The sequence below is a fragment of the Duganella sp. Dugasp56 genome (genome assembly GCF_047304105.1).
GTDB classification, from domain to species: Bacteria; Pseudomonadota; Gammaproteobacteria; order Burkholderiales; family Burkholderiaceae_D; genus Rugamonas; species Rugamonas hordei.
In genome coordinates this window covers 100,824-117,931 of the sequence record NZ_JBGLYQ010000024.1, presented here as the reverse complement: position 1 = coordinate 117,931, position 17,108 = coordinate 100,824, and the positions used below count along the sequence as shown (strand labels likewise).

Sequence of the window (17,108 nt, the reverse complement as noted above, 5' to 3'; positions counted from 1 at the left end):
GGGATTCGAACCCACGGTAGGGTCGCCCCTACGCTTGATTTCGAGTCAAGTACATTCGACCACTCTGCCACCTCTCCTGGTGGTACATTTCTATCAGCAGCGTTATGTGGCGGAGAGGGTGGGATTCGAACCCACGGTAGGGTCGCCCCTACGCTTGATTTCGAGTCAAGTACATTCGACCACTCTGCCACCTCTCCGTTTTCCCACCGGCTGCTGCGAGAAGGCAAGATTATAGCAGGCCGTTGGGAAAAGGGAAGGAGTATTTACGCCTTCAGATGCGTTAATCCGCCCATGTACGGACGCAGCACCGCCGGGATCTCCACCGAACCATCCGCCTGCTGGTAGTTTTCCAGCACGGCGACCAGCGTGCGGCCGACCGCCAGGCCAGAGCCGTTCAGGGTGTGCAGAAGTTCCGGCTTGCCCTGGGCGTTGCGGAAACGCGCCTGCATGCGGCGCGCCTGGAAGGCTTCGCAGTTCGACAGCGACGAAATCTCGCGGTAGGTGTTCTGCGCCGGCAGCCACACTTCCAGGTCATAAGTCTTGGTGGCGCCGAAGCCCATGTCGCCGGTGCACAGCGACATTACGCGGTACGGCAGGCCCAGGCGTTGCAGGATGGTTTCCGCATGGCCGACCATCTCGTCCAGCACCGCGTACGAGGTGTCCGGATGCACCACCTGCACCATCTCGACCTTGTCGAACTGGTGCTGGCGGATCATGCCGCGGGTATCGCGGCCGTAGCTGCCCGCCTCCGAGCGGAAGCACGGCGTATGCGCGGTCATCTTCAGCGGCAGCGTGTCGGCGGCAACGATCTCGTCGCGCACCAGGTTGGTCAGCGTGACTTCCGAGGTCGGGATCAGGTAGAAGTTTTCGCCCTCGCCTTCGGCGCCGCCTTTTTTCACCGAGAACAGGTCGGCTTCGAACTTCGGTAGCTGGCCGGTGCCGCGCAGCGAATCGGCGTTGACCATGTACGGCGTGTAGCACTCGGTGTAGCCATGCTCGTCGGTGTGGGTGTTCAGCATGAACTGCGCCAAGGCGCGGTGCAGACGGGCGATGCCGCCTTTCATCACCGAGAAGCGCGAGCCGGTCAGCTTGGTCGCGACATCGAAGTCCAGGCCCAGCGGGCCACCGACGTCGACGTGGTCTTTCACTTCGAATTCAAAGGCGCGCGGCGTGCCGACTTTGCGCACTTCGACGTTGCCCGCTTCATCCGTCCCAACCGGGACCGATTCGTGCGGCAGGTTGGGAATCGCCTGCATGAAATCGGCCAGCTTGGCCTGCACGGCGGCCAGCCCCGTTTCGTTGGCCTTGAGCTCGTCGCCCAGACCGGCCACTTCCGCCATCAGGGCGGTGGTGTCTTCGCCCTTGCCCTTCATCATACCGATCAGCTTGGACTGCGAGTTACGCTTGCCCTGCAGCTCTTCGGTGCGCGTCTGGATCGCTTTGCGTTCGGCTTCGAGGGCGTTGAACGCGTCCACATCGAGCTGGAACTTGCGGGTCGCCAGGCGCGCGGCGACGTTGGCTATGTCTTTACGGAGAAGTTGGATATCAATCATGGGAACAAATGCCGTTGTATCGAAAACGTCAATTGTACCAAGAGGATGCCACTTCCTTGCGAGTTTTGAACAGCCCGCCGGCTGGCGGAATTACAGGGCTGCTTTTTCGGCGGCGGTCAGGCGCTTGGCAGTCACGGTGACGACTTGCATCTTGGCGGTCGACACGGCGACTTTGGCGGCTGGCGCGACCGGAGCGACGGGAGCGTCGGCGGCAGTGGCGAAACTCGTGGCGGCGGCCAGTACGGTAGCGGCGACGAAGATGATTTCCATGTTTTTAGCGATGTTCATGATGTGCTCCTTCAGGTGGTTGGTTTCGGTTACTTACTAAGGCTGCTTGGTATGGTTGTACTGTACCTAAAGGCCGTATGGGCAGCCACCGGCAAGCGACGAAACGCCGGAAACGGCGTCTGAAGTGCAAAAAACGGGTGGGAAATGAAATATTCAGGCGGCGCGATGCACCAGCTCGCCCAGCGTGGCGATGGCCGCCTCCACGCGCGGGCTCCAGGCGTTGCCGCAGTTGAGGCGGATGTAATTGCCGTGCTTGCCGGAGGCGGAGAACAGCTGGCCCGGCATGAAGGCCACGCCCCGCTCTATCGCCACGTGGTGCAGCGCCAGCGCGTCCACCTGCTGCGGCAGGCTGACCCACAGCACGAAGCCGCCCTGCGGCTCGGACACCGTGCACTCGTGCGGGAAGCTGCCGCAGATGGCGTCGGACATGCGGGCGATGCGCTGCGACAGCGCGCGGCGCATCTTGCGCAGCTGGATCTCGTAGGCGCTGCCGGTCAGGAAATCGGCCAGCACGGCCTGGAAGAAGTGGCTGTTGGCGCCGCTGGACACCACCTTCAGCAAGGCGATATCCTGCGCGTAGCGCCCCGCCAGCACGTAGCCGACCCGCGCGCCGGGGCTGACCGCCTTGGAGAACGATGAGCACAGCATGACGTTGCCGCTGGTGTCGTAGGCCTTGACCGGCCAAGGCCGCTGCGGCGTAAAGCACAGGTCGGTATAGACGTCGTCCTCGATCAGCGGAATGTCGTGGCGCGACAGCAGCGCCGCCAGCCGCTGCTTGTTCGCCTCCGGCATGACGCAGCCCAGCGGGTTGTTGGCGTTCGGGATCAGCAGCACGGCCTGCACCAGGCCGGCGTTCAGCGCCACCTCCAGCGCGTCGATGGACGGGCCGGTCTTCGGATGGGTCGGGATCTCCAGCGCCTTCATGCCCAGCGACTCGATCAGCTGCAGCAGCACGAAATACGTGGCCGATTCGATGGCGATGGTGTCGCCGGCCCTGGCCACGGCGCGCAGGCACAGGCTGATCGCCTCGGTGCAGGAGCCGGTGACGACGATTTCGCCGGGGTCGATCCGTCCCCAGTCCAGCGCGCGGCGCTCGATCTGGCGGCTGAAATCCGGGTGGTTGGTCTCGTAGCAGCTGACCGTGCTCAGCAGGCTTTGATCGCGCCGGGCGACGGCGGCCACGGTCTTTTGCATGCGCTTCAACGGCAGCAGTTCGTCCACCGGCCACGCCGAGCCCAGCTGCACGACGCTGGGGTCCTCGTTGGCCTTCAGTATCCGCATCAGCAGGTTGTTGATGCCGACATAGGCCGGCTCCTGCAAATGCCCGGCATCGGGCATCACCGCCATCATGCGCTGGCGGTGGCGCACGTAATAGCCGGCCTGCGGCTTGGCGTCGACCAGGCCGCGGTCCTCCATCAGCCGCAGCGCCTGCATCACGGTGCTGACCGACAGCCGCTTCTGCTGCGCCAGGTGGCGGATCGACGGCAGGCGGTCGCCCGGCGCGAACACGCGGCTGGCGATCAGGCCGCCCAGCTCGTTGGCCAGATGCTCGTACAGGTTCAGTGAGGTGGACATTTTGTTATTGTGCGCCCGCCCCGCCCTGCCGCGACAGGTACAGCGACCGCAAATTTCGACCATGACAGTTTAGCCAAAACCGCTTTGTGACGGTAACAATTTCGTTTTATTGCATCTGTTATGGTCGGCCGCCGCTGCGTATTCTGATTTCATGATTCACCACAGCAGGAGGCAGCCATGCAACCGGAATTACTCGCAGTATCGCAGGGCCAGGCGGAATACCGCCTGACGGAAAACCATCCACTGCGGATCGCCCACGCGGCGGGCCGCTATGTCGAATGCCTGGACGGCACCGCCTGGATCACCGCCTACGGCGAGAACACCGACTTCATGCTGCGCCAGGGGCAATGCTTCGAGGTCCCCAACAACGGCCTGATGCTGATCGACGCCGCCGGCTCGGGCGTGGTGCGGGTGCGCCTGCCGGCCGACACCGAGGTGCCGCATGGATGGGCCGCCTTCAAACATAAATTCGCCACTGAACTGCACGGCTTGCTGGCTGTAGGATTTCACCTACGCAACTAATCGTGCGCCATGAAATCCTCGGACTATGTACGATACGTCAACAATACAGACACCCGAGGAGAATAGTTTGAAAACACCATTTCTGAAAATCGGCGCCATCGGCGCCCTGATGATTGCCGCAGCAGGCTGCTCGACCATGGGCGGCCCGCCGAAGGATGAGGCACCGCCACCGGCCAATCCGGCCTTTGCCGGCGAGATGGCCAAGTTCAACGCCCAGTTCCCGAACGACAAGGCGAGCAAGTACGAAGAGATCTCGATCAACTACAACAAGGCGCAGAAACTGGACGAGCGCGGCAACTGCCACGACATGTCCAAGTATCCAGTGGTAATCATCCTGACGCTGGACGCCAGCGGCAAAGTCGTAAGCAGCACCACCGACGTCGAAAACAGCAAGGCCGCGTGCTTCCGCCAGGCCTACGCCTCGGTGCAGCTGCCGGCGCCGCCGTTCGCTCCGTACGTGAAACCTATCCGCCTGCGCTAATCAATCAGGCCGCCGCGTTTTCCTCGGCGGCTTCGTCGTTGTCGGCCGGTTTTTCCAGCCATCCCATCACCAGTTGATTGAACCGCTCGGGCTGGCGCAGCATCGGCCAGTGGTCGGTGTTGAAGGCCACAACCTTGCAGCCCTCTTTTTGCGCCAGCTTGTCCGCCCATGCGTCCGAATGGAACATGAATGGTTTCCTGGCGCCGAAAATGAACAGCATCGGCACCTTGGGCACGAACGGCACCAGCGAACGGTAGGAACCGGATTCGCCGGCGGCGGCGATGTAGTACGGGAAGTTCATCTTGGCGCTGATGAATTCCTTCGGCGACGGCACACCCAGGATGCGCGCCATCGTGCGCGTCATGATGTTGCCGATCGGCCCGCCGATGGCCCAGGCCAGCGCCAGCGTGCCCTGGTAGCCGTTGACCATCATCTTTTGCGACAGCGTGCGCGAGCGCTGCACCGCCTTCGACTGCGCATCGCCGATGTCGACGCCGATGATGGCCGACACCGCCTGTTTGTTGCGCATGTAATATTCGTAGCCGAACATGCAGCCCCAGTCGTGCAGCATCAGGATTACCTTCTGCTTCTGGCTGACGCTGTTGACGACGTACGAGATGAAGCGGATGGTGCCGTCCAGCGAATACGAGCGGCGCGGCTTGGTGATGTCGAACCCCGGCAAGGTGAAGCGCACGCAGCGATAGCGCTGCTTGAGCTCCTCCACCTGCGCGTCCCACACGCGGTGGGTGTCTGGCCAGCCATGAATCATCACGATGGTCTCTGTGCCCTCTCCCTCTATGTAGACCTCGATTCCATCGACCTTTATTACCTGCTGCATACCGTTCCTCGCCTAGCCAGTTTCATCAATGCTTTATCTTACAACATCTGCTGGCTGCAAAAGATATTAGGAAGAGCCACTAAGATTTCTTGCCGGCGTCCTCGTCGAGCTTGCGCAGGAAGGCCATCTTGTCGGCGACCTTGCTTTCCAGGCCGCGCGGGACGGGCTGGTACCAGCCGGGTTCGCGCATGTCGTCGGGGAAGTAGGTTTCGCCGGCCGCATAGGCATGCGGCTCGTCGTGGGCGTAGCGGTACTCGTGGCCGTAGCCCAGTTCCTTCATCAGCTTGGTCGGCGCGTTGCGCAGGTGGACCGGCACTTCGCGCGACTTGTCTTTCTTGACGAAGGCCATCGCCTGGTTGAAGGCGTTGTAGCCAGCGTTGCTCTTGGCCGCGATCGCCAGGTAGATCACCGCCTGCCCCAGCGCCAGCTCGCCTTCCGGCGAACCGAGGCGCTCGTAGGTGGCGGCCGCGTCGTTGGCCAGCTGCATCGCGCGCGGATCGGCCAGGCCGATGTCTTCCCACGCCATCCGCACGATGCGGCGCGACAGGTATTTGGCGTCGGCGCCGCCGTCGAGCATGCGGCACAGCCAGTAAAGCGCCGCGTCCGGATTCGAGCCGCGCACCGACTTGTGCAGCGCCGAGATCTGGTCGTAGAAATTGTCGCCGCCCTTGTCGAAGCGGCGCGCGTTCAGCGTCAGCGCGTTCTGGATGAACTCGGCCGTGATCTTGTTGGTCTTGGCCGCGTTGGCCGCCGTGCTGGTTTGTTCCAGCAGGTTCAGCAGGCGACGGCCGTCGCCGTCGGCATAGCCGATCAGCGTGTCGATGGCGGCGTCTTCGAATTCCAGATGCGTCAGCACCTTGGCGCGCGCCTTGTCGACCAGCTGGCGCAGTTCCTCTTCGTTGAACGAATGCAGCACGTAGACCTGCGAGCGCGACAGCAATGCCGAGTTGACCTCGAACGAAGGGTTCTCCGTGGTCGCGCCGATCAGCGTGACCAGGCCCGATTCGGCGTACGGCAGCAGCGCGTCCTGCTGCGACTTGTTGAAGCGGTGGATCTCGTCGACGAACAGGATGGTGTGCTTGCCCATGTCCAGGTTGTGCTGGGCCTGCTCCATCGCGGCGCGGATATCCTTGACGCCCGAGAACACGGCCGACAAGGCGATGAACTCGCACTCGTAGGCGTTGGCGGTCAGCCGCGCCAGCGTGGTCTTGCCCACGCCCGGCGGGCCCCACAGGATCATCGAATGCGGCTGGCCCGACTCAAACGCCAGGCGCAGCGGTTTGCCCGGCCCCAGCAGGTGATGCTGTCCGATGACGTCGTCCAGCGTCTTGGGCCGCAGCGCTTCGGCCAGCGGCTGGCGCGGTTCAGTGGAAAATAAATCAGCCATGGTCTTTACAATGGAAAAACGCCGCAGCGTCGCAGCTGCGGCGTCGGCGCCCGCGACTGCAGGTTCTTAATTATTGAATACGTCCGCGCCCTTCGGCATGACGAATTTAAAACTCGTCGCAGTCAGCGCAGGATTTTTCTCGATGCCCTTGAACGACAGCACCGAGGTCTGGCCGAAGGAATCCTTCAGCTCCATCGCTTCCGGCAAGCCGTTGCGCAGGCCGATGGTGATCTGCTCGAAACTGGTGTCCTTGGCTTTCGGCACGGCCTTCAGCCATTCCAGGCCTTCCTTCGTGCCGCCTTCGGACAGCGTGAAGTTCTTTTCCAGGTCGTTGCTGCCGAACAGGATCGCCGCCGGCGACGAGCCCAGCGCGTCGCCCAGCTTCTTCACGGTGACCTGGTTCAGGTCCTTGTCGAAGATGTACAGTTTGTCGCCGTCGGCCTGCAGCACCTGGTCGTAGGGCTTGACGTAGGTCCAGATGAATTTGCCCGGGCGGGCAAACACGAAGGTGCCGCTGGCCGGCGTCGACACCTTGGGCGCCTCGCCGTTGGTGTTCTTGACCTGGCGCTGCGTGAACTCGCCCTTGGCGGCCTTGGTCGAGGCGACGAACGACTTGAACTGCTCCAGCGCGCTGGCCTGGGCAAAGGCCGCGGCCAACAGGCCGGCGGTCAGCATTGCCACATTCTTGAAACGCATCATACGGTTTATCCTTTTTTATTCTGCACTGGCAGCCGGCACCAGAATGTCGCGGTTGCCGTTCGACTGCATGGCGGAGACGACTCCGCTATTTTCCATTTGTTCCAGCAAACGCGCCGCGCGGTTGTAGCCGATGCGCAGATGGCGCTGCACCAGCGAGATCGAGGCCCGGCGGTTTTTCAGCACCACCTGCACCGCCTGGTCGTACATCGGATCGGCCTCGCCGCCGCCCTCGCCCGCCACGGCATCGCCGCCGCCGGCTTCGCCTTCCAGCGTGCCGCCTTCGAGGATGCCTTCAATATAATTCGGCTCGCCCGTGGTCTTCAGGTGCTTGACCACGCGGTGCACCTCTTCATCCGACACGAAGGCGCCGTGCACCCGCACCGGCAAGCCCGTGCCCGGCGGCATGTACAGCATGTCGCCCATGCCGAGCAGCGTTTCCGCGCCCATCTGGTCCAGAATGGTACGGGAGTCGATCTTCGACGACACCTGGAACGCGATACGGGTCGGGATGTTGGCCTTGATCAGGCCGGTGATCACGTCCACAGATGGGCGCTGCGTCGCCAGGATCAAGTGCAAACCTGCCGCGCGGGCCTTTTGCGCGATACGGGCGATCAGCTCTTCCACCTTCTTGCCGACCACCATCATCAGGTCGGCCAGCTCGTCGATGATGATGACGATGGTCGGCAGCTTTTCCAGCGGCTCCGGCGAATCCGGCGTCAGGCTGAACGGATTCGGGATGTGTTCCTCCTTCTTCTTGGCCTCGGCGATCTTGGCGTTGTAGCCGGCCAGGTTACGCACGCCCAGCTTGGACATCAGCTTGTAGCGGCGCTCCATCTCGTTGACCGCCCAGTTCAGCGCGTGGCCGGCCTGGCGCATATCGGTCACCACCGGCGCCAGCAGGTGCGGAATGCCTTCGTACACCGACATCTCCAGCATCTTCGGATCGATCAGGATCATGCGCACGTCGGCCGGGTCGGACTTGTACAGCAGCGACAGGATGGTGGCGTTGATGCCCACCGACTTGCCCGAGCCGGTGGTACCGGCCACCAGCAAGTGCGGCATCTTGGCCAGGTCGGCCACGACGGCCTTGCCGGCGATGTCCTTGCCCAGCGCCACGGTCAGCGGCGACGGATTGTCATTGTAGACCTTGGAGCCGACGATCTCGCTCAGGCGCACGATCTGGCGCTTCGGATTCGGCAGTTCCAGCGCCATGTAGTTCTTGCCCGGAATGGTCTCGACCACGCGGATCGACGTCAGCGACAGCGAACGCGCCAGGTCGCGCGCCAGGCCGACGATCTGGCTGCCCTTGACGCCGGTGGCAGGCTCGATCTCGTAGCGGGTCACGACCGGGCCCGGATACGCGGCCACCACCTTGGCCTCCACGCCGAAGTCCGACAGTTTCTTCTCGATCAGGCGGCTGGTGAATTCCAGCGTCTCGATGGATACGGTTTCCTGCACCTCGGCCGCCTCGTCCAGCAGGGACAGGGCCGGCAGCTGGCTGTCGCCGCTCAGGTCCTGGAACAGGTTGGCCTGGCGTTCCTTCTCCACCCGCTCGGACTTGACCACGGTGACCACCTGCGGCTCGATCTTGACCGGCGGCGCCGCCACCGGATGCTTCTCGACGTGCTTGGCGCGCTCGATGACCACCACTTCCTCGCGCTTGACGGCGGCAACCTCGCCCTGGCGACGGTCTTCGCGGTACTGGTAGCGCTGCACGAACCACTCGATGATCATCTCGATGCCGCCGCCGATGCGCTCGGCCAGGGTAAGCCACGAGACATGGAAGAACAGGCTCAGGCCCAGCCCGAACAGCAGCAGCAGCAGCAGGGTCGCGCCGGTGAAGCCGAAGGCCACGTGGGCCGAATGGCCGATCAGCTCGCCGAGCACGCTGCCCGAGGTGCGCGGCAGTTGCATATGGCTGGTCAGGGTGCGCAAGCGTAAGAATTCGAGGCCGACACTGCCGATAAACAACAGCACGAAGCCGATCGCGCGGATCAAGGGTTCCTGCGCGTGCTCCGGATCGGGTTCCCGGGACATCACGAACTTCTGAGTCAGCCCGCGATAGCCCTGCCACACGAGACGCAACAGGCAGAACGCCCACCACCAGGCCGAAATGCCAAAGATATACAGCAACAAATCCGACAGCCAGGCACCGGCGCGCCCTCCCATATTGACGACCTTGGTTACCACCGTCTCATGCGACCAGCCTGGGTCGACCTTGCTGTACGTGGCCAAAATCAGCACGAAATACAATCCCAGCACGGCCAGCGCCAGCCAGCGCGCCTCGGACAGCAGCCGAACCAGCCGGTTTGGCAGGGGCTGGCGCTCGGTCGGGGTGCGGGTATAGGCGGACGAGGCGCCCTGAGAACTGGCTTTTGGCAGTCGTTCCTGAACTTTTTTACTGCTCATAGGTATAAAGGTGTTGCAACGTTATCGGCCAGTAAATATTCACATGCGGCTATTCTAAGGCATATGGGACGGAACAGGCCCTTCGATTCATGCCGGGCCGCTGCTTGCACTATAATCTTGTATTGCCTGCGTGAATGCAATAGCGACTGCCCTACCGCCGCCCTTGCCGTGATCGCAAATGCCCCCAAATTCGGATTAATCCAACATATTTTTAAGAAGCCTTCCATGACCACTGCTAAACACGCTCGTGTACTAATCCTCGGTTCCGGCCCAGCCGGCTACAGCGCAGCCATCTACGCGGCCCGCGCCAACCTGAAGCCGATGCTGGTGACGGGTGTCGAGCAAGGCGGTCAGCTGATGACCACCACCGACGTGGAAAACTGGCCGGCCGACCCGATGGGCGTGCAAGGCCCGGACCTGATGCAGCGCTTCCTGCAGCACGCCGAGCGTTTCAATACCGACATCGTGTTCGACCACATCCATACGGTTAAGTTGCAGGAAAAACCGATCCGCCTGATCGGCGACAGCCATGAATACACCTGCGACACGCTGATCATCTCGACCGGCGCCTCGGCGCAGTACCTGGGTCTGCCGTCGGAGCAGGCGTTCATGGGCAAGGGCGTGTCGGCCTGCGCCACCTGCGACGGCTTCTTCTATCGCGGCCAGGAAGTGGCCGTGGTCGGCGGCGGCAACACCGCCGTCGAGGAAGCGCTGTACCTGTCGAACATCGCCACCAAGGTCACGCTGATCCACCGCCGCGACAAGTTCCGCGCCGAAGCGATCCTGATCGACCGCCTGAACGCCAAGGTCGCCGAAGGCAAGATCGTCATCAAGTACAACCACACGCTGCAGGAAGTGGTGGGCAACGACAGCGGCGTCACCGGCATCAAGATCCAGTCGACCGACAACGGCGCCGTCACCGACGTGACCGTGCACGGCCTGTTCATCGCCATCGGCCACAAGCCGAACACCGGCATCTTCGAAGGCCAGCTGGACATGCACAACGGCTACATCAAGACCAAGACCGGCACCGAAGGCATGGCCACCGCCACCAGCGTGCCGGGCGTGTTTGCCGCCGGCGACGTGCAGGACCACATCTATCGCCAGGCGATCACCAGCGCCGGCACCGGCTGCATGGCCGCGCTGGACGCGCAGCGCTACCTGGAAGGCCAGGAGTAAACAGTGGGACTGAAAGACTTCGCCGACCTCAAATCCCTGAGCAAGCAGCTCAAGGAACAGGCCGAGACGCGCGCCGCCGCCGAGGCGGAGCGCGTCAAGCAGGAAAAGACGCGGGCGGCGGAAGCGAATATCTTCCAGACCAGCCTGGGCGGCGTCAAGCGCATGCCGGTGTCGGACCGCTACGTGCCGTCGCTGCCGAAGTCGGCCGCCACGGCCGCCGCGCCGGCCCGCAAGCTGACGCAGGCCGAGGACGACGCGGCCGTGCTGCGCGAGTCGCTGTCCGACCTGTTTGAAGTCGATCACTACCTGGAAGACGATCCGGCGCTGAACTACAGCGCTCCGGGCGTCGGGCCGGACGTGATGAAGAAGATGCGCAAGGGCCATTGGCCGGTGCAGGACGAGCTGGATCTGCACGGCATGAACCGCGACCAGGCGCGCGACGCGCTCGGCGCCTTCCTGACCCGCTCGGCCCAGCGCAACCACCGCTGCGTCTGCGTGATCCACGGCCGCGGCTTCGGTTCGCGCGGCCAGGAGCCGGTGCTCAAGTCGATGGTGCACAGCTGGCTGGTGCAAAAAGAGGTGGTGGCGTTCTGCCAGGCGCGCAACAACGAAGGCGGCGAAGGCGCGTTGATCGTTTTGCTGCGTGCCGCGCTGCAACCGCAACGCTATTAATTCCTGGCGAGAAACAATCTCACACGGTGACTGTTTGTCATGTTAACCTACGGACATCATCACTTTGTCCGTAGCCTACATGAAGCACGTCCCGGTTCCGCACGTTTCCCTGATCACCGTCATCGAGATCGTGGCTATCCTGGTGGGGGCGTTTTCGGGCTTCGTCGAAGCGCGCCGCAAGAAGATGGACGTGGTCGGCGTGTTCACGGTGGCCTTCATCACCGCGTTCGGCGGCGGCACCCTGCGCGACATCCTGCTCGACCGGCGCCCGCTGTTCTGGGTCATGCACCAGGAATACGCGATCCTGATCTTCATCCTGGCGCTGGTGGCCTCGCCGCTGATGCGCACCTTGCGCCAGATCCTGTCCGAACGCCTGATCGTGATCGCCGACGCCATCGGCCTGGGCCTGTTCGCCGTGGCCGGTGTGTCGCAGGCGCAGGCAGCACACATGCCGCTGTTCATCGCCTCGATGATGGGCGTCATCACCGGCATCTTCGGCGGCGTGCTGCGCGACATCGTCTGCAACGAAGTGCCGATGGTCTTCCGCGACGGCAAACCCTACGCCATCTGCGCCTTCTTCGGCTGCTGGATGTACATCGGCCTGCAGTACACCGACGTCTCCGACGACTTCGCGCTGTGGGCCAGCGCCGCGTTCATCACCATCCTGCGGCTGGTGACATGGAAGTTCGAGCTGCACCTGCACTACCACAAGAACTAAACAGGCAGTCTTTCCTCGGCGCGCAAGGTCAGGACCTGCACGCCGTTGTGGGTCACGGCCACCGTATGCTCGAACTGCGCGGACAACTTCCCGTCTGTCGTCACGACCGTCCAGCCGTCATCTTCGGTGTGAACGGCGCGACGCCCCTGGTTTAGCATCGGCTCGATGGTGAACACCATGCCCTCCCGCAGCACCAGTCCGGTTTGCGGCTTCCCCCAGTGCAGCACTTGCGGAGCTTCGTGCATCTCGCGACCGATGCCGTGTCCGCAATACTCCCTGACCACCGAGTAGCCGTTTCGCCGGGCGTGACGCTCGATGGCATGGCCCACATCGCCAAGCCTGGCGCCTGGGCGGACCGCTTTGATGCCCCGCCACATGGCTTCATAAGTCACCTGCACCAGCCGCCTGGCCAATGGCGACACTTCGCCGACGAAATAGGTTTTGCTGGAGTCGGCGATAAATCCGTTCTTTTCCAGCGTGATGTCGAAATTCACGATATCGCCGTTCCTCAGGATATCCGCCGGCGACGGAACGCCGTGGCAAACGACGTGGTTAGGCGAGGAGTTCAGCGCGAAGGCATAGCCGTACTGCCCCTTGCTCGCGGGACGCGCATCGAGTTCATTGACGATGAAACTGTCGACCATGTCATTCACCTGCATGGTGGACATGCCGATCAGACTCAATTGATCCAGGCGAGCAAATACACTTGCCAGCAGCTTGCCCGACTCCGCCATCAGCGCGATTTCTTCCGGCCGCTTGGTCATGTCAGAGCTCCCCTGACAGCCTGGGCGTCCACGCCGGCGGCCCTGAGTTCCCGCACAACGATCTCGTTGAAAGCCAGCGTAGGATTCATTTCGCACAGCATGCCGATCTTGATCCAGAAGGCGGCTTGCGCATTGATTGATCGGCAGGCCACGGAACTCGCCTTGCGTATCTGGTCGTGCAGCTCATCGTCGATGTTCACAATGCCCATATTTAATCCTATATACGAAACGTATACGAATCATATACCCATCCAGCGCAAACGCGCAAGGGGACGGAAATGCCCTCGACTATGAGAAAATTTGTTTTTTTGCATTTTAGGGGCGCCGCCATGGCTGACTACTCAGACCAGTTCACGATCACCAGCATCAGCGCACTAGAGGGTTTGTTCGACGCGCCCGCCGCCGCGTCCGTCTCCAAGGAGGTCGCGTTCATCCATCCGCATTACGGGGCGCTGATCAAGGCTTCGCCATTTTTCGTGCTGGCCACCAGCGGCCCGCATGGTCTCGATGCATCGCCGCGCGGCGATGCGCCCGGTTTCGTGGTGGTGGAAGATGAGACGACGCTGCTGATACCCGAGCGCCGCGGAAACAATCGCATCGACAGCCTGCGCAATATCGTCGAGGACCCGCGCGTCGCGTTGCTGTTCCTGATACCCGGTCACGGCGAAACCCTGCGCGTCAACGGCCGCGCCAGCATAGTGGTCGCGCCGGACTTGCTGGAACGTTTCGCGGTCGATGGCAAGACGCCGAAGTGCGTCCTGGTGGTGAAGGTTGAATCCGTGTTCTTCCAATGCGCCCGCGCCATCCTGCGTTCGCATCTTTGGGACGCCGCGTCGAGCCAGCGCGACAGCGAACTGCCGAGTGCCGGAACCATCCTTGCGGCACTCAGCGGTAACGCCATCGATGGCGCGCAATACGACAGGCAATTGCCCGAACGTCAGCGCGCCACCCTTTACTAACCCGCTCGTTAGAACGAGTACTGTGCCAACAGCGTGTAGCGCGGACCGCTCATGAAGACCTGACGGGTGAAGTCGCCCGCATGCTGCTCCATGATCTGACGCGTGTACGAGTTGGTCAGGTTGGTCGCTTCCAGTCCGACACGGAACTTGCTCGTGAAGTCATAGAAGACCGACGCGTCCACCTGACCGTACGCCGCCTGGTACAACGGCAGGCCATAGGCCTGATCGTTGTTGGTCGTCGGGATCAGGTACTTGCCCGCACCAGCGTCCGGATTCGTGTTCAGGCCGTTGTTGCCACGGCTGCCCCACTGGTTCACACCCAGCAGGTAACGCGAGCGCCAGTTGTAGGCCAGACGCAGCGACAGGCCGTTCTGCTCGTACATGAGCGCCAGGTTGATCGTGTGGCGGGACAGGCCCGGCAGCGCAGTCTTGCCGAATGGACGCGCATCGGTATCGCAACCGTTGATGCTCAGGTTGAAGTTGGAGGACGCATCGTTACCCGAGCACCATGCTTCGGCCACAGGGTCTTTCAGCGTGCGCTCACTCGACACGTAGGTCCAGCTTGCCTGCGTGCCGACGCCACGCAGCCAATTTGGTACGAAATCGTAGTACTGCTGGTGGGCGATCTCGAAACCGCGGGCAAAGCCCTTGGCGCCATTGACCGGACCGGTGACCACGAACGTCTGCGGCTTGCCGGTGACATCCTTCGCCGTGTACGCGTAGTTCTGCGTGATGATGATGTCCTTGAGGTCCTTGTTGAAGGCCGAGAACGTCAGCGAACCGGCCTTGGCGAAGTACCACTCGGCGGTCAGGTCGATGTTGGTCGACGTGATCGGCTTCAGCATCGGGTTGCCGTCGCTGGTGCCGGTCAGGGTGGTGCCGTCGAAGCGCACCGCCGTCGTGTTGCCTGCTGCGTCCCGGGTGACCGTCTGCTGGTGCTGGGCGCTCAGCGCCGTCTGCACCTGGAGCTGGTTGAAGTCCGGACGCGACATCGACTTGGCCGCCGCAAAGCGGAATTGCAGTTCGTCGTTGGCCTTCATGCGCAGGTTCAGGCTCGGCAGCCAGTTGCCGTATGAGTTGCTGAACGACTGCGCTTCCGCGAAGCCGGCGATGTTGATCAGCTTGTCCTGGCCGCTGACGTTGACGCCGGTGCCGACGACGGGGACGGACGGCGGGGTGAACGCGACGTAGCCGCTGCCGGAACCTTGCGTCCTCACGTAGCGGATGCCGACGTTGCCGTCGACCGGATACTTGAGGTCATCCCAGCCGAAGCGCAGCTGCGTGTAGGCGGCGCGGGTCTTCTCGGTCTGCGTGTTGGTGGCGGCCGGGTCGTTGAAGGTCGCCGGCTTCCATGGATCGCAGGTCGAGCCTTTTTCGGCGCACAGCACGTCGTGGTAAGCGTGGATCTTGCTCCATTGCTCCGGGAAGCCGCGCACCGTCGCCGCGTCCGCGAACAGCATCGGCGGCAGGTTGTATTTGCCGCCGAAGAAGTTGCCGATCTGCTGCAGCGAAGCGCCGCCGGCGAAGCGCGGATCGCTCAGGCGGGCAACGCCGTTGATCTGCCAGCCTTCCATCCACGGGAAGGTGATCGCCTGCCAGTTGTAGAACTTCTGGGCCTTGTTGTTCTCGCCTTCGCGGTCGGCCATGCGGACGCCGAAGCGGATGTCGCGCAGCACCGGGTCGTCGAACGAGTACTTGACGTCGGATTTCCACGCTTTCTGGGTGGCCGTGGCGTGGTCCAGCGCTTCCTGGGTATAGGCCCAGTAGTAGTTTTTCGGGTCGGCCATGTAGGCCGCCGAACCCAGGCTGATCTGCGGAACCTTGCCGGTCATGTCCATGGTCTGGTTCGGCAGGATGAAGCCGGTCGACACGTCGGCGTCGAAGCCCTCGGTGGTCGAACGCACATGCTGGAAGTCATTGGTCCAGCTCAGCGACGGCGAGATGCGCCATTGGACGTTCAGGGCGACGTCGCGGGTGGCGGATTCGCGCGTGTTGATGCGCTGCGAGCTGTTGAACGGGGAACCGCCATAGGTCGGGTTCGAGATCGTGCCGCTCTGGAACGCGCCCTTGCTGTCGAACACCGAGTTGGCGCTGGCCACCTGCTGGTACCACTTGTCTTCGGACGAGGCCACCACGTGTTCGTCCAGGTCTTCCTTGTAGCGGGTCTTGAAGTAGGTCAGCGCGGCGGTCAGGTCTTTGTTCGGCCGCCACTGGAGGGCAGCATAGTCGCCGCGGCGGGTGCGGTCGAAGTCCTGCGAGCGATAGCCGACGCCCAGCGGTATCCATTGCGTCTTGTTGCGGTCGTAAAGGGCCGGGTTGGTGGAGTTCACGTGCGGGAAGTACGGATCGACGCCCACGCCGTCCGACCGGCTGGGGCTCTTCGCATGGGCGATATCGATCAGGGCGCCGATCTCGCCGAGCCCGGTGTTCCAGCGGTTCGACAGCAGCAGCGTGCCGGTCGGGGATGGTGCGCCCTTGCGCAGCGTGGAATAGGATTCCGACACGCCGGCCGTACCCTTGAAGCCCTTGTAGTCGAACGGCATGGCGGTGCGCAGATTGACCAGGCCGGCGACAGCGCCTTCGATCTGTTCCGCGGACGGATTCTTGTAGACGTCAACGCCGGCCATCAGTTCCGGCGCCACGTCGGAGAAGCCGAGCGAACGGCCGCCACCGGCCGAGAACGCGTCGCGGCCGTTGACTTCCGAACGCACGTAAGTCAGGCCGCGCACGGACACGCCGGAGCCCTCGACCGATTGACGGTTCGGGTCGCCCGCCATGTTGCGGTCGATGGTGACGCCAGCGATACGCTGCAGCACTTCGGTGACCGAACGGTCCGGCAGCTTGCCGATGTCTTCGGCGACGATCGAATCGACGACTTCGTCGGCATTCTGCTTGAGTTTTTGTGCGGATTGCAGTGCGGCGCGCTGGCCGCTCACCACCACGACCGGTCCGGCGCTGGCGGTATCTGCCGTTTGGGCCCATGCCGGGCTGATGTGCAGCACTACAACCTGTGCGACCGCGGCGGCGATCGCCGTTTTTTGGAACTTACTCAATTTGTCTCTCC

The 17,108-nt window shown here is 62.9% G+C and carries 16 protein-coding genes and 1 tRNA gene; 6 read left to right on the top strand and 11 right to left on the bottom strand.

The annotated features are described in order from the left end of the window. Positions 1-107: 107 nt before the first annotated feature. The 4 genes from ACCD07_RS18185 to ACCD07_RS18170 all read right to left on the bottom strand — a co-directional run bounded on the left by ACCD07_RS18185 (position 108) and on the right by ACCD07_RS18170 (position 3,416). Positions 108-197: transfer RNA gene (locus ACCD07_RS18185), tRNA-Ser, on the bottom strand. Between the two features lie 66 nt (positions 198-263). After that, on the bottom strand, positions 264-1,553 hold the full coding sequence (gene serS, locus ACCD07_RS18180) for a serine--tRNA ligase (RefSeq protein ID WP_176653732.1): 1,290 nt from the start codon (positions 1,551-1,553) through the stop codon (positions 264-266). Positions 1,554-1,643: 90 nt separating this feature from the next. Then, a complete protein-coding gene (locus tag ACCD07_RS18175) occupies positions 1,644-1,841 on the bottom strand; it encodes a hypothetical protein (RefSeq protein ID WP_176653731.1) in 198 nt (65 codons plus the stop codon). Positions 1,842-1,994: 153 nt separating this feature from the next. After that, positions 1,995-3,416, bottom strand: a complete 1,422-nt coding sequence (locus tag ACCD07_RS18170; RefSeq protein WP_413448161.1) for a PLP-dependent aminotransferase family protein — start codon at positions 3,414-3,416, stop codon at positions 1,995-1,997. A 177-nt stretch (positions 3,417-3,593) separates the two neighbouring features. Between ACCD07_RS18170 and ACCD07_RS18165 the strand changes: the two genes are divergently transcribed. After that, positions 3,594-3,938, top strand: a complete 345-nt coding sequence (locus ACCD07_RS18165; RefSeq protein WP_176653729.1) for a DUF2917 domain-containing protein — start codon at positions 3,594-3,596, stop codon at positions 3,936-3,938. A 67-nt stretch (positions 3,939-4,005) separates the two neighbouring features. Beyond that, positions 4,006-4,419: a hypothetical protein gene (locus ACCD07_RS18160; RefSeq protein WP_176653728.1), complete on the top strand. Its 414-nt coding sequence runs from the start codon at positions 4,006-4,008 to the stop codon at positions 4,417-4,419. Positions 4,420-4,423: 4 nt separating this feature from the next. Here ACCD07_RS18160 and ACCD07_RS18155 read toward each other — a convergent pair whose 3' ends face one another. From ACCD07_RS18155 to ACCD07_RS18140, 4 genes are all read right to left on the bottom strand, one after another. Further along, entirely contained in the window at positions 4,424-5,257 is an 834-nt protein-coding gene (locus tag ACCD07_RS18155; protein ID WP_413448160.1) for an alpha/beta fold hydrolase, read from the bottom strand. Positions 5,258-5,336: 79 nt separating this feature from the next. Beyond that, positions 5,337-6,644, bottom strand: coding sequence for a replication-associated recombination protein A (locus tag ACCD07_RS18150; RefSeq protein ID WP_413448159.1), 1,308 nt, complete (start codon positions 6,642-6,644; stop codon positions 5,337-5,339). 66 nt (positions 6,645-6,710) lie between these two features. Next, the gene (gene lolA / locus ACCD07_RS18145) at positions 6,711-7,343 is read right to left on the bottom strand and encodes an outer membrane lipoprotein chaperone LolA (protein ID WP_176653723.1); all 633 of its coding nucleotides are present in this window, start codon (positions 7,341-7,343) and stop codon (positions 6,711-6,713) included. Positions 7,344-7,358: 15 nt separating this feature from the next. Beyond that, positions 7,359-9,752, bottom strand: a complete 2,394-nt coding sequence (locus ACCD07_RS18140; RefSeq protein WP_176653722.1) for a DNA translocase FtsK — start codon at positions 9,750-9,752, stop codon at positions 7,359-7,361. Between the two features lie 225 nt (positions 9,753-9,977). Here ACCD07_RS18140 and trxB point away from each other — a divergent pair, with 225 nt between their 5' ends. The 3 genes from trxB (at position 9,978) to ACCD07_RS18125 (ending at position 12,321) form a co-directional block, all read left to right on the top strand. Further along, complete coding sequence (gene trxB, locus ACCD07_RS18135) at positions 9,978-10,931, top strand: thioredoxin-disulfide reductase (RefSeq protein ID WP_176653721.1); 954 nt, start codon at positions 9,978-9,980, stop codon at positions 10,929-10,931. A 3-nt stretch (positions 10,932-10,934) separates the two neighbouring features. Continuing rightward, positions 10,935-11,603 carry a Smr/MutS family protein gene (locus tag ACCD07_RS18130; protein WP_413448158.1) on the top strand — a complete coding sequence of 223 codons (669 nt, stop codon included), beginning with the start codon at positions 10,935-10,937 and terminating at the stop codon, positions 11,601-11,603. A gap of 79 nt (positions 11,604-11,682) precedes the next feature. Then, a complete protein-coding gene (locus ACCD07_RS18125; protein ID WP_176653719.1) occupies positions 11,683-12,321 on the top strand; it encodes a trimeric intracellular cation channel family protein in 639 nt (212 codons plus the stop codon). Here ACCD07_RS18125 and map read toward each other — a convergent pair. Continuing rightward, the gene (gene map, locus ACCD07_RS18120; RefSeq protein WP_413448157.1) at positions 12,318-13,085 is read right to left on the bottom strand and encodes a type I methionyl aminopeptidase; all 768 of its coding nucleotides are present in this window, start codon (positions 13,083-13,085) and stop codon (positions 12,318-12,320) included. The two genes, ACCD07_RS18125 and map, sit on opposite strands and share 4 nt — an antisense overlap. After that, positions 13,082-13,294, bottom strand: coding sequence for a ParD-like family protein (locus ACCD07_RS18115; RefSeq protein WP_176653717.1), 213 nt, complete (start codon positions 13,292-13,294; stop codon positions 13,082-13,084). The genes map and ACCD07_RS18115 overlap by 4 nt, the downstream gene beginning before the upstream one ends. 120 nt (positions 13,295-13,414) lie before the next feature. Here ACCD07_RS18115 and ACCD07_RS18110 point away from each other — a divergent pair, with 120 nt between their 5' ends. Then, positions 13,415-14,044, top strand: coding sequence for a pyridoxamine 5'-phosphate oxidase family protein (locus tag ACCD07_RS18110; protein ID WP_353402123.1), 630 nt, complete (start codon positions 13,415-13,417; stop codon positions 14,042-14,044). 8 nt (positions 14,045-14,052) lie between these two features. Here the strand turns inward: ACCD07_RS18110 and ACCD07_RS18105 are convergent, their stop codons facing one another. Beyond that, on the bottom strand, positions 14,053-17,097 hold the full coding sequence (locus ACCD07_RS18105) for a TonB-dependent receptor (protein ID WP_176653715.1): 3,045 nt from the start codon (positions 17,095-17,097) through the stop codon (positions 14,053-14,055). Between the last annotated feature and the right edge of the window lie 11 nt (positions 17,098-17,108).

Excerpts from the sequence above, each read along its gene's own strand:
- serS (WP_176653732.1), bottom strand. The coding sequence starts at position 1,553 with ATGATTGATATCCAACTTCTCCGTAAAGACATAGCCAACGTCGCCGCG.
- ACCD07_RS18175 (WP_176653731.1), bottom strand. The coding sequence starts at position 1,841 with ATGAACATCGCTAAAAACATGGAAATCATCTTCGTCGCCGCTACCGTA.
- ACCD07_RS18170 (WP_413448161.1), bottom strand. The coding sequence starts at position 3,416 with ATGTCCACCTCACTGAACCTGTACGAGCATCTGGCCAACGAGCTGGGC.
- ACCD07_RS18165 (WP_176653729.1), top strand. The coding sequence starts at position 3,594 with ATGCAACCGGAATTACTCGCAGTATCGCAGGGCCAGGCGGAATACCGC.
- ACCD07_RS18155 (WP_413448160.1), bottom strand. The coding sequence starts at position 5,257 with ATGCAGCAGGTAATAAAGGTCGATGGAATCGAGGTCTACATAGAGGGA.
- ACCD07_RS18150 (WP_413448159.1), bottom strand. The coding sequence starts at position 6,644 with ATGGCTGATTTATTTTCCACTGAACCGCGCCAGCCGCTGGCCGAAGCG.
- lolA (WP_176653723.1), bottom strand. The coding sequence starts at position 7,343 with ATGATGCGTTTCAAGAATGTGGCAATGCTGACCGCCGGCCTGTTGGCC.
- ACCD07_RS18140 (WP_176653722.1), bottom strand. The coding sequence starts at position 9,752 with ATGAGCAGTAAAAAAGTTCAGGAACGACTGCCAAAAGCCAGTTCTCAG.
- trxB (WP_176653721.1), top strand. The coding sequence starts at position 9,978 with ATGACCACTGCTAAACACGCTCGTGTACTAATCCTCGGTTCCGGCCCA.
- ACCD07_RS18125 (WP_176653719.1), top strand. The coding sequence starts at position 11,683 with ATGAAGCACGTCCCGGTTCCGCACGTTTCCCTGATCACCGTCATCGAG.
- map (WP_413448157.1), bottom strand. The coding sequence starts at position 13,085 with ATGACCAAGCGGCCGGAAGAAATCGCGCTGATGGCGGAGTCGGGCAAG.
- ACCD07_RS18115 (WP_176653717.1), bottom strand. The coding sequence starts at position 13,294 with ATGGGCATTGTGAACATCGACGATGAGCTGCACGACCAGATACGCAAG.
- ACCD07_RS18110 (WP_353402123.1), top strand. The coding sequence starts at position 13,415 with ATGGCTGACTACTCAGACCAGTTCACGATCACCAGCATCAGCGCACTA.